Below are 14,327 nucleotides of genomic sequence, written 5' to 3' on the forward strand. Positions count from 1 at the left end.
ATTTATCTCTATTGGTCTATATAACAGAATAGTATGAGAATTTTTTTGATGGTTTTACTGTGTAGTTTAAGTATAACTGTACAAGCAAAAAAGAAACCAAGCTTAAAACGAGCAGACAAATATTATAAGAATACCGAGTATGCTAAGGCAGCGGACGAATATAAAAGACTTATATTAGGACGTCGTACAGCTGATTATATTTATTTGCAATTAGCAGATTGTTATGATCGGTTAAATCAAGATATTGAAGCGTCAAGATATTATGGTAAAGCAATTGCTCAAAACGACTCTACACTTAAGCCAGATATCTATTATAAGTATGCTAAAGTGATGGAGAAGAATGGGCGTTATGAAGCAGCCAAAGATATGATGCAACAATTCGTTCGTCGAGCACCTCAAGATGCAAGAGCAAAAGACTTTTTAGCCAAACCAGATGCACATAAGGACTTAGTTGACAGATATCCTACTTATATGTTTCAGGAGTCAGGCCTTAATCATTTAGAATATGACGATTTTGGAGCATGGTTAAATCCTGGTGATACGTTGTACTTCGCGTCAAATAGAACAAAGCACGAAAAGAAAATACCTAGAAAGATATTTGAAGTAAGAGATAAGTGGCAACGCAAGCCTAACTTTGATCTTTATACTGCTGAGTTTAAGGGAAAAGATGAACCTATAAAAGGCGTAACGCGTATTAAAGGGCGTGTCAATAGACGATTTAATGACGGCCCTAGTGTGATCTCTGCTAATGGGCAACGTATCTATTTCGCTTCAGAAGCCTATAGAAATAGGAAGTTTAGAAAGAATGATAACGTCAAGCATAGAGATCATCTAATGAGTTTATTCTATGCTAAGAAGAAGAAAAAGAAGTGGAAGAGAGTAAAGCCACTACGCTTTACCCGCGCAGGCTTTATGTATACGAGCCCAGCATTATCGCCTGATGGCAAATTCTTATACTTTGCCTCTAATATGCCAGGAAGTTATGGAGAATTAGACATATGGCGTGTAGCCCTATTAGAAGATGATGAGTTCGGAAAACCAGAGAACCTTGGGCCAGTGATTAATTCAGGAACTCGTAATGATTATCCTTTCGTTTCGTCAGACAATAAGTTATACTTTAGTTCTGATCGATGGGGAGGATATGGAGGAATGGATGTGTATGTATCAGATTTAAATAATCTATCTAATGCACCTACTAATCTTGGAGAGCCTATTAACACAGCTAAGAACGATTTCGCTTTTAGCTTTTATCCTGATAAGAATATGGGATTATTCTCTTCTGATAGAATAGGTCGTACAGATATATATAAGGCATTCCCGCTGTGCTTTGTAGAGTTTAGAACTATGCTTAAAAACAAGAGCTTTAATACTCCTGTAGCTGATGCTAAAGTAGAGTTTATCAATACTAGACGTAGAGTAGAAGATCATGGCGTATCTAATAGAAGTGGGATGGCTAGAGGAGAAGTGAAGTGTAGCGAGACTTATAAGATTAAGGTCTCTCACCCAGATTATTTAGATGAAATCATTGATATCACAGTAAATGCTGAAGAAGGGGTACAGGAGATAGACGTATTCTTAAGGCCTCTAGAAGAACTCGTAATAGGGAAAGACAAAATCGAATTAGGAGATATCCAATTTGCCTTTAATCAGACCGAAATTACAGAGAATAGTAAGATAGAATTAGATAAGCTAGTAAAAGTGATGAAGCGCTACCCTAGTATGCGAGTTAAAATTAACTCACACTCTGACAGTAAAGGAAATCCAGCTTATAACTTAAAATTGTCAAATGATAGAGCGAAGGCTACACTTGACTATATTGTATCACAAGGTATAGAAAGTAGTAGGTTAGAATCTCAGGGATATGGATCACAAGAGCTAAAAGTAGAATGTGAACCATGTAGTGAATGGGAAGACGCACAGAATAGACGATCAGAGTTTATTATCCTTCAAAGATAATATATGAGTATAAAAATAGTAAAGGCAGTGAGTTATCTCACTGCCTTTTTCTATTAATAGAACTCTTTATTTATCATAAAAACGGAATGTAATGAACTTTATTCTTATTTATCAGATGATTTAGTTGTTGTATTTAGCTAATAAAGGTTATTATATTAAGTTAATTAATTGTTAAATAATATTTGTGCTCTTATCACCATTAGTGATTTAAGAAAAATTAGAAGTAGAATGTATAGACTGTTTATTATAGAATAAGTCAATAGTGTTTTTGTAGATTAGTTATAAGATGAGTAGTGTATTAACTATTTTACTTGTTAAAAGTGAAGAGATGTAGGCGAGGGGAGACAAATGTTAGTTTAAGGATTTTATAGGAGGTGAACTTATTATTACTATTATCTACAATAGGTGAATGGGCTTAAAAATCCAGTGTTTACAAGGGTTTTTATAGTGTAAAAACATGTCTACATTTGCTCAGTACAAAAAACATAACAATAAAATAATTGATGCGAAAATGATCGGTTAGATAGGCTTTATAGATGGTTCTTTTGAAAGTTATAAGCAATAGTATTTTTCATAGTTAAAAAGAATATCAACTCTAGCCAAGTTAGTTCTAGCCTAATCGATTTAAAGTATGTGTCAAAGAATCTTTCTGACATAGTAATCATATTATATAGACAGAAAGATTCTTACAATGAGATCATTCCCTCCTAAGCTTAATTTTTTTAAAAAAACATTGCTTGTGAAGAAGAGACTGAATTAGGGTTAGAGAGGGATTGTTTTTTAAGTGTTATGTACTAAAAGTGAGTGTTATTTAAGAAAAGGATTTAGTGAGATCCAAATAGGGTGTTTTTCAAAAATTGTTTTATAGGGAATGAGAGGTAGGAATGCCTCTCTTTTTCCTGAGTAGCACTGAGATATACGAATACCAACCAAGAAAAAAATAGTTGTTGTCTTGATAGTAATAAAAAAGCCTATTTTGAATTATTCAAATAGGCTTTTTGTTTTATCGCGTTTGACTCTCTATTAGAAGGTCAGTTAACATTGACATTTTCTTTTTGTAGACTTCTGAGATATCATTGTCTTCATATAAGTCAGAATTACTAATCGGTATAGAATAAGGCAAAGACCATGCTCTAAGTGCTTTTGCGATATTGTCTAGAGCTTGTATACCTTGCATAGCTTGGTTACCAGCTGACCAACATGTAAATCCTACTATTTTATTTGTCAAATAAGCAGGATGGTCTTTGGCTGTTATTTCTAACCAATCGATAGCATTCTTCATTACTCCAGTAAGACTACCATGGTAGAGTGGAGTAAGCCAAATCATCACATCTGCTTCTCTAAAAGCATTCGCAAAGGCCATAACGTCTGCTGGGACATTATCCATTAATTTAGCTTGAAATATAGGAATTTGAAAATCTGATAAGTGAACCTGTCGAACTTCAATATTAGAATTTATGAACTGATCTGCATAATACTGTGCAATGCGTCGCGATGTACGGAATGCTTCTTCGTCTAAAGAACCATTAAAAATTAAAGCTTTCATAAAACTAAATTGTTATTAATCCACTAAGGTAAAGAATTTATCAATTGTAAAGCCTTTATAAGCTTATCTTAATTTTTATTTAACCCTCATTAGAAAGCTGATAATATTGAATATTTATTCTGTTATAATTGATTTATAGTTAGTTGTATAAAAAAACCTGTGAAGTATAATTTCACAGGTTTTAGATATTTTAATGACTGTATTCTGTTACAGTCTTGTGTTTTATAAAGAGTTTTTCTTTGCTAAGTCAAACTTCATAATCACCTTATTGTTTTGTAAGATATTTAAAGTCTGATCTGTAATTTCGAATGGGTAAGTAGAGTTGTCAAAGTATTTTAAGAACTCGTCTTTGCTACTATTACCACATGATTTAGTCGTATCTGATTGAAGTTCAAATAAAGTGACTGTACTCGTTTTTGTATTGATAGCAAATGGAGCTTCGAATAAAGCACATCCGTTATTTCCTTTCACTAAGTAATTGTGAAAGTCAAAAGTTATCCATTGTCTATAAGGTCTTTTTTCACCACCATCTAGCTCTACTAATTTCCAGTCATAACGACGTACATCTTTAGCTACTTTATCTAATTTCTCATCAGCGAATACATACTCGATTCTATCTTTAGTCATTAGGTATAATAAACCTTCTTTCTCATTGAAGGTAATTGTACCATTAGAAATACGCTTTAAGAACTTGTTCTCATCATATTTAACATCTGTAGCACATTCTTTATTCGTTTTAGAATCAAAACGAGTCGTTAGATGTGTACCTTTTGAGTTAACAGAAGTTTTCGACACAGGAATTTCAAACACATTACACCCAGCAAATCCAGTGATAGTAGATCCATATTCGCGACTAAGCATGATATGCTTATCAGTAGGAGTTAGGGTTCCTGGTTTGCTATTGTCTTGTAATACCCATCTAACATTCCATATACCATCTGGTGCTAATGGATGTCTTTCTTGAGAATCGAAAGAACCTTGTTGTGCAAAAGTTACTAAGCTTGTTAAACAAAGAAATAAACTAGTAGCGTATTTTTTCATAATAAATATTAAAATAATTCTAAATATACATGATACATTTACCTTCTTTTTGTTAACTAAATTTTTATAATATATTGATTTATATGTATTTAGTTTATTGGTCGCAGACTGTAGTTAAAACTATGCACTTTAGTGCATTTAGCTTTCAGCTTCTAAAAATGTTTACCTTTGATATATGGAATATCAACGAACCGGAGGACATAGTGTATCACGTTTAACTGCCCATATAGTATGGGTGACTAAATATCGTTATCCAGTATTGGAAGGAGATATTCAGATACGTTGTCGTAGTCTGATCATTCAGATTTGTGAAGCAGAAGATATTCAAATTTTAAAAGGTGTAGTATCAAAGGACCATGTTCATCTTCATATAGAATATCGACCATCTCAAAACATAAGCAATATTGTCAAACTCTTCAAGGGTCGTACCTCAAGGAAACTCCAAATAGAATTTCCTGAGTTGAAGCACAGATACTGGGGACGTCACTTTTGGGCAATAGGCTTTGGTTGTTGGAGTACAGGAAATATTACTGATGAAATGCTAAATCAATATCTTGAACACCATCGTAAATCAAATGATAACGGAGGTAACTTTATACTTGAGTAAGTAGCTCCACCCAGGCAGACTTTAGTCTGCTTTAACAAACTATGGACTTTCAGTCCATAGTGGTTGTGTGCCCAGCATGGGCAATAACTCTAGGGTGCAAGTCCCGAACACACCTTTACAGTGGGAAGTGTTAGCTAATAGCAAGGGTGTCCATCGTGAGGTGGAATCTGAAGGAAGCTTACGGCAAAACCTTGACCTGACGAACAGAAACTATATATAAGGCTCAAAGTATCGGATAAGGTTGCAACCCAAACTGAAGTCCCAAACTGTACAGAGATACGTGGGTAAATATAGCAGGCACATGAGGTGAAAGTTATTGTTCTTACCTGAGGAGGTTTTACAGACGTAGGGAATTTTTACAGAACTACGGATAACAATTGCTGTAAGAAGTCAGCAGAGGTCATAGTATGTATGGATACAAGCTTGGCATTACCAAGAAGTCTTACGAAATACAGAAGGACTGAACTTAATTAAGTGAGAAGTAAATGAATGTTACCCAATGAAAGGCGGAATGCAGAAAATATCGATGAATATTGATAACTACCTTGAGAATGATAGGGCAGAACCTGACAGCTATCAAGCAGTAGCAGACTTTTATAGGGATAACTGAAAACAACCTCATGGAAGTACAATTAGGACAGTTAGATTTACTTGAACAAATCCTAAGTCCCTCAAATCTAAACTTAGCTTATAAACGAGTTAAGTCAAATAAAGGGAGTCATGGAATAGACAAGTTATCTACTGAAAACATGCTAGAATGGCTCTTACTTCATAGAGAATCTTTGTTAAACTCGTTAGCAAAAGGGAAGTATAAACCTCAGGGAGTACGCAGAGTAGGAATCCCCAAAGAAGGAGGTAAAGTTCGACTTCTAGGAATCCCTACAGTTATTGATAGACTAGTACAGCAAAGTATCTCTCAAGTATTATCTCGGATATACGAACGTTATTTTCATTTAAGTAGCCACGGATTTAGACCTCAAAGAGGATGTCACACAGCGCTGAAAGAGGCGAAGAAACATCTAAATGATAAGTACCACTATGTAGTAGACTTAGATTTAGAAAAGTTCTTCGATACAGTTAGTCATAGTCGGTTAATTGAACTTCTGTCAAAGCGGGTAAAAGACTCACGTGTAATATCACTTATACATAAGTATCTAAACTCTGGGGTGGTTATAAATGGAAACTATGAACAGAGTACGCAAGGAGTTGTTCAAGGAGGACCTCTGAGTCCATTACTGAGCAATATCATGCTTCATGAACTCGATATGGAGCTGGAAAGACGTGGACATCGATTTGTTCGCTATGCAGACGACTGTTTAATCTTCTGTAAGAGTAAGAGAGCATGCGAACGTGTAAAAGAGAGTATAACTCTATTTATAGAAACAGTACTGCACTTAAAAGTCAATAAAGAGAAAACTACTATAGGATATGCTCAAGGAAAGAAGTTTTTGGGGTATAGTTTCTATGTCAGTAAAAACAAACAGTGGGAACTATGTGTACATGCTAAGAGTTATAGTAAACTCAAAGATAAATTAAGAGTAATTACTAAACGGAGTAATGGGAAAGGATATAATAAACTCAAAGAAACATTAAAGATGTTTGTAAGAGGATGGGTGTCCTATTTCAAGTTAGCGAATATGTCAGATAAGATTAAGCGTATAGATAAATGGCTTCGGTCAAGAATACGGATATTTATATGGAAGAATTGGAAGAGTAAGGGATTAAGGTACACCAATCTTAAAAAGATAGGTGTTAAAGCTAATCAAGCTTATCAATGGGCTAATACCCGAAAGGGGTATTGTCGTGTAGCCTTGAGTCCTGTTTTAAAAACATCATTGAATATTTGGGTTTTAAGGAAAGCAGGTTATACATTTCTAAATGACATTTACCTAAAAGTATCGTAAATTAAGAACCGCCATGGTACGGATCCGTATGCCTGGTGGTGTGAGAGGTCGGCTGAAGAAATAATCTTCAGCCTCCTACTCGATTATTTTGAAGTATATGTAAATGATTGCGAAAAGATAGTAATTCCTATTTAATAACACAATTTATAAGAGATATATTATTGATAACTTAATATAAATCAATAAGTGATATAGATAATGAGGAGTTGTATTTCTTTTTTTGTGTATTTTAAAAGATTATGGGGATTGTGTTTTACTCTTTAGGCATAAAACCAAACATGAGTACTAACTTTTCGTCTTGATAGAAATTAAGTGTTTGTTCAGCGATATCATAGCGATACGTTTTATCTGTGAAGTAGCGCCCATATCTTTCTTTTGCTTTACGACTTGCTCTATTTTTAGCATGATAAGGAATTTCGAAACTTCTAAAATAAAAAGTATCTTGATCAAAATATAAATCAAACTTCACCTCAAAAGGGATATTATCTATAGTACCTGTCATGGTTGTATTTTCAAAATCAAAAGAAGTAATCATCTTAGGTAGATTCTCTGACTCTCGATTTAAAGCAATAAGTCCCCAGTTAAATCTAGAGACAAACTTACACATACGGTCAAAATCAGTACTGTAGAACTTGTACTTAGTCTCTGTACCTTTTTTAAGTACTAAGACATCTGTTGTACTACTCACAGTGATAGCGCTAGACTCTAAAACGCGAAAGAACTCTAAGTCGTCTTGTGTCCAGTTCACTGCCGTAGGAGTAGATAAGAACTCTGTTTTATCAGTTAGTAAGACATATTCAGTAACGTTATCTTTGATTTGCTGAGCAGGAATTCTAGCGTAGATTTTTTTCTTTTGATCTTGATTAATCGGTTTGTTAGCTAATGCTATTTCTAGAGCACCATCAGTCCATTGTAGGATTAGATTTTTTTCTTTGTCCTGTATGACCCACTGTTCTTTTTGTATTTGTTTATTTGTCAAAGGAAGAGGATCTTCTATCTTCTGAGCATGCAGAGCTAGAGATAGGGTTAAGGTAATGAATATTATGAATTTAGACTTGATCATGAGCAATAGGATTTTTAATCTTTATCCAAAGATATTAATATGATTTAGAAAGCATACTTTGATTAGTTACATTTTTTTAGAAGATATATGTTTAATAAATTGGTGACAAACGATATTTAATTGTAAATTTACCCCCCAAACACAACTCTTTTATATATGAATCCAAAAGTATTACTTACTTCAAAAGAGATTGATATCATTCTACACCGTTTGGCTTGTCAATTAGTAGAAAAACATCTTGATTTTTCTAATACCCTTCTTATTGGTATTCAACCACGTGGTAAATTTTTAGCAGAACGCATTAAAAGCATCCTTAAGACTGAATATGGTATATCTGAAGTGCCTTTAGGTTTTTTAGACATTACTTTCTTTAGAGATGACTTTAGAAGACATCAAAAAACTCTTGAAGCGAATAAAACACAAATAGACTTCTTAGTAGAAGATAAGAAAGTCGTATTTATAGATGATGTGCTTTATACAGGACGTAGTATACGTGCCGCATTGACGGCTATACAGTCTTTTGGCCGTCCAGCAGAGATAGAACTATTGGTATTAATAGATCGCCGTTTTAGTCGTCACTTACCGATACAGCCTGATTATAGAGGAAGACAAGTAGATGCCTTTGATGAGGAGACTATCCGTGTACATTGGTCTGAACATGAACAGGAAGATGCAGTCTTTCTAGAAGAAACTGAAAAAAACTAACTACCTAAATCTACTCATAGAAGTACAATGAAAGAATTAAGCGTAAATCACCTTTTAGGAATTAAGTATATCAATAAGCATGATATTGATTTAATTTTCGAAACAGCTGATCACTTTAAGGAAGTAATTAATCGTCCGATTAAGAAAGTTCCTTCTCTACGAGATATTACCATAGCGAATATCTTCTTTGAAAACAGTACTCGTACTAAACTATCTTTCGAATTAGCACAAAAACGTTTATCTGCAGATGTGATTAGTTTTTCTGCTGCTCAGTCTTCAGTGAAGAAAGGAGAAACACTAATCGATACAGTTAATAATATCTTAGCCATGAAGGTAGATATGGTAGTGATGCGTCACAGTGATGCAGGAGCTGCTCATTTCTTATCTAAGAATGTAAACGCAAGTATCATTAATGCAGGAGATGGAGCACATGAGCACCCTACACAGGCGTTATTAGACAGTTATTCTATCCGCGAAAAGTTAGGTGATGTAGCAGGGAAGAAGGTTGTGATCGTAGGAGATATTCTACATTCACGTGTAGCATTGTCTAATATCTTTGCTTTGCAGATGCAAGGGGCTGAGGTTAGAGTATGTGGGCCTAAGACATTAATCCCTAAGTATATCGAGAGTTTAGGAGTGAAGGTAGAGTCTAATCTAAGAAAAGCTCTAGAATGGTGTGATGTAGCGAATATGCTTCGCGTTCAGAATGAGCGTTTAGACTTTAGTTATTTTCCTAATACGAGAGAGTATTCTCAACAGTTTGGGTTGACTAAAGAGATCTTAGATTCATTAGATAAAGAAATCGTAGTCATGCACCCAGGGCCTATTAACAGAGGAGTAGAGATTACTTCTGATGTAGCTGATTCACAGCAGTCAGTAATCTTAGATCAGGTAGAGAATGGAGTAGCAGTTCGTATGGCTGTAACCTATCTATTAGCTTCAAAAATTAAATAATTCAAGCCAGCCATTTTGTTGGCTTATTTTATATCTATAGAACAACCTAATACAGCACAAGGAATATTGTGCTGTATTAGGTGTTTTTTTATAGTTCATTCTTTGATAAGAGTATTTATTATAGGTATCTTTCACAGATTAAGCATTAGTCAAATACTACAAAAGCAATTCTGCTTCATATCTCTTTCATTTCTTCTAAAACCATACTATTGTATGCTTGTATCACTAATTCAGAGCTATTTTTACATAATTACTTTTCGTTTATACATCTATTGTGTATTTTGGGTTTTTAAAAAAAGCGTATATTTGTATCGTACTTGTTTTTATATCAGGTGTATACCTTGATTCTTATTGTTTGAAAAGTAAACAAATCAAAGTACATTACTTCCTTGTAAAGCCTTAAAAAACACCATTTTTAAACAGGCTTATTTTTCGTATTTTATACCATATGTTTTAGATTTAGTTTGAGGTTATGTTATCTTAACCCCAGTGTTTATCATGCTTTGTGTTGTGTTTGTTCGGGGCTTGTTCGGAAAAAGCCCTGTTTTTCCGAACCTCTTCCGAAGGACTCCCGAACAAAGCTCGCATAAAACTTGTGAATCCCTTTTTATCATTGGGTTTGTAGCGTTGTTCGGTAATTGCCGAACCATTTTTTTACAGGATTTAATGGTTCGTTTTGAGAAAAGTAAAAAACACTATTTTTAAAAGATTTAGAATGATTTATTGGTAATAATATAAGGGGGGTGACACGCATAATAATGCGTCTGTACTTTAATATATATCACGTTCATTCAGCACACAATCCATATTACGCCATTTGATATGTAATCATTATGAAAACATCCAAGGATGTTTTATTTGGATGTATGTAATACATCCCTACGATTGCGGATGCGTATTTCCATAATATTTTTGCTCTGCTATATGATAGTATTTATATTCGTTTTATATTCGCTTAATCAAATTAAGGCGTATATAATGAAAGTAAAAGAAAAAGGACATACACTTATTATAACGAGTGACGAGGGAGATATAGTAACGTTTCTTAAAAAGCTAGAAGAGCAGTATGAGCATAGCCTTCTACAGTCTAATTTAATACTAGATTTAACAAAGGTTAAATATGAGGTATTAGAAGAGGATTTAGAGTGTTTTGAATCTCTAGCTATACGACATATAGAGGAGGCTAATAAGTCTTTTATTATCGTTATAGAGTCAATTGACTTTAATGAGTTTGATGGAGATTTGATTATTGCTCCGACTTTACAGGAAGCACGTGATTTGATAGAAATGGATGAAATCCAAAGAGACTTAGGATTTTAGATAAAAATATACAAAAGGCTTAAAGTAATTTAAGCCTTTTATTTTGACTTAGCTTGTCGTTTTTGTAAATTACAAGCTCAAAAATTAAAACAAAATAGTATTGAAACTTATTATATTAGGCTGTTATGCAGCAACACCAAGAACGATAACTAACCCTACATCTCAAGTTTTAGAGATGGGAGGGCAGATGTTTTTAATCGACGCTGGTGAAGGAACTCAAGTACAATTAAGGCGTCATAAGTTGAAGTTTCAACGTATCAATCATATTTTTATTTCTCATTTACACGGAGATCACTTTTATGGATTGATAGGGTTGATCTCAACGTATATGTTGTTAAACAGAACTTCTGATTTGCATATTTATGGACCTAAGGGAATTAAGGAAGTGACTTTGTTGCAGCTGAGATTGTCTAATTCTTATTCAGGATATAAGTTGTTCTTTCATGAACAGACGAGTAAGGAGAGTAGAGTTGTATTTGAAGATGATAAGGTTATTGTACGTACCATACCATTAGATCACCGTGTGTATACAAATGGGTATTTATTCGAAACAAAACCTGGTGATAGAAAGTTGCGCATAGGAGCTATTGAAGATTTAGGTATTGATAGATGTTATTATCAGAAAATTAAAAGTGGTGGTAATATCACATTAGATGATGGTACTGTAGTGGATAATAAGGATATTACTTATGATCCAGAACCTACGGAGAGCTACGCATTCTGTTCAGATACTTACTATTCTGAAGCCATAGTACCTATCATTAAAGATGTAGATGTATTATACCATGAGAGTACTTTCTTAGACAGTGAAGAGCACTATACAGAACGAACGAAACACTGTACTGCTAAGCAGGCGGCAAGTATTGCAAAACTAGCGAATGCAAAGACTTTAATATTAGGACATTATTCTACGAGATATAATGATATTACCTTGTTTAAGAAAGAAGCAGAGACTGTGTTTAGTGGTAAAATACTGAATGCAGACGATGGTAAAGTGTTTGACTTATAATAGATTTAGATATGAGTGACTTAAGTGATTACAGAAAATCGTATGAGAAGAGTGTATTGTTGGAAAGTAGTGTAGACGAAAACCCAATGATGCAATTCAAGAAATGGTTTTATGAGATAGAGGATTTCGGTGGAGTAGATGAGGTAAATGCAATGACAGTGTCTACAATAGGTTTGGATGGCTTTCCGAAGTCTAGAGTGGTACTCTTAAAGTCTTATGACGAAGAGGGATTTGTGTTTTATACAAATTATAACTCTGAGAAAGGGAAGGCTATTATCGCTAATCCACATTTGTGTTTATCATTCTTTTGGCCTTCTGCGGAGCGTCAGATTATTATCAAAGGTATCGCTAGTAAGGCTAGTGTAGCTCAATCTGATAATTATTTTGATAGCCGTCCTTTAGGAAGTCGATTAGGTGCTATCGTATCTAATCAGAGTGAGGTTATCCCTAATCACCAAGTACTAGAAGATGCTATTAATAAATTAGAAAAAGAAGCAATTGAAGATACGGTAAAACGCCCTGAGAATTGGGGGGGATTTGTAGTAAAGCCTGTGTCTATTGAGTTTTGGCAAGGAAGAGCTAATCGCCTTCACGATCGTATTCGATATACGCTGACAGAAGATGGTTTAGATTGGAAAATAGAACGACTAGCACCGTAGTATGAAAATAGCAAAGATCATATTAACTATCGCAACCCTGTTCTTTATGGGATGGGCGTTAATGGAAAGTTCTAAGGACCAACCAAAAATATGGGTGCAAGTAGTGGGTGTAGCCTTGTTCTTTTTCTCCATGGCGAAATTGATGCAAAAGACACCTAGTAACACTCGTCAACAAGGACCTGCGGAACGGGAGTTCGATGCAGGAATAAAGAAAGATTTAATCAATCAAGCAAAAGAAGAAGAGAAAGATGCTTAGCAAAGGAGATTATGTACAAGTATTAGATGAGAACGAAGAAGGAGTTGTCATTAATATTATAGGAGATGAGGTAACTATAGAATCTAAAGAAGGTTTTATATTAACGTATAAACCGAATGAGCTTTTAAAAATAGCTAAAGAGGACGAGGTAGATATGCGCTCGGCTAGTACTAGAAGTTCAGTTAGTGAAGCACTACAAGAAAAAGTAGATCCTATAAAACGTTCCTTTACGAAGGAAAAACGTTCGCGTAAGGATGAGTTTATCCTAGAAGTAGATTTGCATATAGAGAAGCTTACGAATGACTATAGACGTATGGAGAAGCACGATATGCTGACTCTACAGCTAGATACAGCTAGGGGACAGGTGGAGTTCGCTATCCGCAATCGTATTCCTCGTATTGTATTTATACATGGTGTAGGAGAGGGGGTATTAAAGGCTGAGTTAGAGTTTCTATTCAGTAGATATGCCGAGATAGTAGCTGAAGATGCGAATTATCAAAAGTATGGATTAGGAGCTACACAGATTTACTTTAAACAAAACGTCAGATAAATTAATTAGGAATTAGTTCTTTTTTAAAAGACTCTTGATATGATATAGAACGACAATATGGCTAGGCTGTATTGTCGTTTTTTTGTGGATATATATGCCCTATGCTATATGGATATGCATGGTGTTAGATGTATGTAATACATTCCTACTGTTATGGAATCACTGTGTGGAATGTACGACACGGATTTAAATCCGCGCCAACATCACTGTGCGGATATACGTTGTGTAATACATATAATTGCTTTATAGATTTAGTTTAAGTGCTTCTGTTATGATTTATTAGTTGTATTTGTGATATGTCTATGTCGATTGAGTTAAGAGAAAGCAGACAGAGAAGTTTATATTAATTACTTTTCGAATTCTTTCCTATTGTTTAGAATTGTCTCTAAATTATTAAATGCCCAGACTGATATGTTTTCGATATAGGGAACTAAGTCTAATCCAAGTTCAGTAAGTGTATATTCTACTTTAGGAGGTACGGTAGGATATACTTTTCGTGTAATAAAACCATCAGCTTCTAAGGTTTTTAAAGTTTTGGCTAGCATTTTTTGAGAAATATCTCCTATTGCTTTATCTATTTCATTAAAACGCATTACACCGTGATCTCTTAATAGGAGAAGGATAAGCATAGACCATTTTTCACCTATTCTGTCGAGTACTAATCTAATAGGACATGTATCTGCTTCTAAAATATTTTTTAGGTTTAACTTATTGATTTTAATTATTAATTACTTGTAGGTTAGTATCTTACTTAGGC

14 protein-coding genes are annotated in these 14,327 nt (G+C 34.3%); 10 read left to right on the forward strand and 4 right to left on the reverse strand.

Annotated features, from left to right (window positions below; genetic code table 11):
• Positions 1-33 precede the first annotated feature (33 nt).
• Positions 34-1,956, forward strand: coding sequence for an OmpA family protein (locus RT228_RS05355; protein WP_059051601.1), 1,923 nt, complete (start codon positions 34-36; stop codon positions 1,954-1,956).
• 1,003 nt (positions 1,957-2,959) lie between these two features.
• Here the strand turns inward: RT228_RS05355 and RT228_RS05360 are convergent.
• Both RT228_RS05360 and RT228_RS05365 read right to left on the reverse strand, forming a co-directional pair.
• Positions 2,960-3,502: an NADPH-dependent FMN reductase gene (locus tag RT228_RS05360; protein ID WP_059051602.1), complete on the reverse strand. Its 543-nt coding sequence runs from the start codon at positions 3,500-3,502 to the stop codon at positions 2,960-2,962.
• 222 nt (positions 3,503-3,724) lie between these two features.
• A complete protein-coding gene (locus RT228_RS05365; RefSeq protein WP_059051604.1) occupies positions 3,725-4,543 on the reverse strand; it encodes an META domain-containing protein in 819 nt (272 codons plus the stop codon).
• A gap of 175 nt (positions 4,544-4,718) precedes the next feature.
• Here RT228_RS05365 and tnpA point away from each other — a divergent pair, with 175 nt between their 5' ends.
• Both tnpA and ltrA read left to right on the forward strand, forming a co-directional pair.
• The gene (gene tnpA, locus RT228_RS05370; RefSeq protein ID WP_059050942.1) at positions 4,719-5,150 is read left to right on the forward strand and encodes an IS200/IS605 family transposase; all 432 of its coding nucleotides are present in this window, start codon (positions 4,719-4,721) and stop codon (positions 5,148-5,150) included.
• A 620-nt stretch (positions 5,151-5,770) separates the two neighbouring features.
• Positions 5,771-7,054, forward strand: coding sequence for a group II intron reverse transcriptase/maturase (ltrA, locus tag RT228_RS05375; RefSeq protein WP_313138492.1), 1,284 nt, complete (start codon positions 5,771-5,773; stop codon positions 7,052-7,054).
• A gap of 253 nt (positions 7,055-7,307) precedes the next feature.
• On the opposite strand, the gene RT228_RS05380 is transcribed toward ltrA, so the two are convergent.
• A complete protein-coding gene (locus tag RT228_RS05380; RefSeq protein WP_059051586.1) occupies positions 7,308-8,117 on the reverse strand; it encodes a hypothetical protein in 810 nt (269 codons plus the stop codon).
• Between the two features lie 156 nt (positions 8,118-8,273).
• Here RT228_RS05380 and pyrR point away from each other — a divergent pair, with 156 nt between their 5' ends.
• The 7 genes from pyrR (at position 8,274) to RT228_RS05415 (ending at position 13,570) form a co-directional block, all read left to right on the forward strand.
• Positions 8,274-8,822 carry a bifunctional pyr operon transcriptional regulator/uracil phosphoribosyltransferase PyrR gene (pyrR, locus tag RT228_RS05385; RefSeq protein ID WP_006261577.1) on the forward strand — a complete coding sequence of 183 codons (549 nt, stop codon included), beginning with the start codon at positions 8,274-8,276 and terminating at the stop codon, positions 8,820-8,822.
• 27 nt (positions 8,823-8,849) lie between these two features.
• The gene (locus RT228_RS05390; protein WP_041892766.1) at positions 8,850-9,776 is read left to right on the forward strand and encodes an aspartate carbamoyltransferase catalytic subunit; all 927 of its coding nucleotides are present in this window, start codon (positions 8,850-8,852) and stop codon (positions 9,774-9,776) included.
• 978 nt (positions 9,777-10,754) lie between these two features.
• On the forward strand, positions 10,755-11,096 hold the full coding sequence (locus RT228_RS05395) for a hypothetical protein (RefSeq protein ID WP_059051584.1): 342 nt from the start codon (positions 10,755-10,757) through the stop codon (positions 11,094-11,096).
• A 100-nt stretch (positions 11,097-11,196) separates the two neighbouring features.
• Positions 11,197-12,105: a ribonuclease Z gene (locus RT228_RS05400; RefSeq protein ID WP_059051582.1), complete on the forward strand. Its 909-nt coding sequence runs from the start codon at positions 11,197-11,199 to the stop codon at positions 12,103-12,105.
• Between the two features lie 11 nt (positions 12,106-12,116).
• Positions 12,117-12,764: a pyridoxamine 5'-phosphate oxidase gene (gene pdxH, locus RT228_RS05405; RefSeq protein WP_059051580.1), complete on the forward strand. Its 648-nt coding sequence runs from the start codon at positions 12,117-12,119 to the stop codon at positions 12,762-12,764.
• A 46-nt stretch (positions 12,765-12,810) separates the two neighbouring features.
• Complete coding sequence (locus tag RT228_RS05410) at positions 12,811-13,020, forward strand: hypothetical protein (protein WP_286435518.1); 210 nt, start codon at positions 12,811-12,813, stop codon at positions 13,018-13,020.
• A complete protein-coding gene (locus tag RT228_RS05415; RefSeq protein ID WP_041892754.1) occupies positions 13,013-13,570 on the forward strand; it encodes a Smr/MutS family protein in 558 nt (185 codons plus the stop codon). Before RT228_RS05410 ends, RT228_RS05415 begins: the two co-directional genes overlap by 8 nt.
• A 347-nt stretch (positions 13,571-13,917) precedes the next feature.
• On the opposite strand, the gene RT228_RS05420 is transcribed toward RT228_RS05415, so the two are convergent.
• Positions 13,918-14,295 (reverse strand): helix-turn-helix domain-containing protein, encoded by a 378-nt coding sequence (locus tag RT228_RS05420; protein WP_313138512.1) that lies wholly within the window; start codon positions 14,293-14,295, stop codon positions 13,918-13,920.
• Positions 14,296-14,327: the final 32 nt, after the last annotated feature.

The sequence above is a fragment of the Myroides sp. genome, assembly GCF_032073645.1.
Classification (GTDB): Bacteria; Bacteroidota; Bacteroidia; order Flavobacteriales; family Flavobacteriaceae; genus Flavobacterium; species Flavobacterium odoratimimum.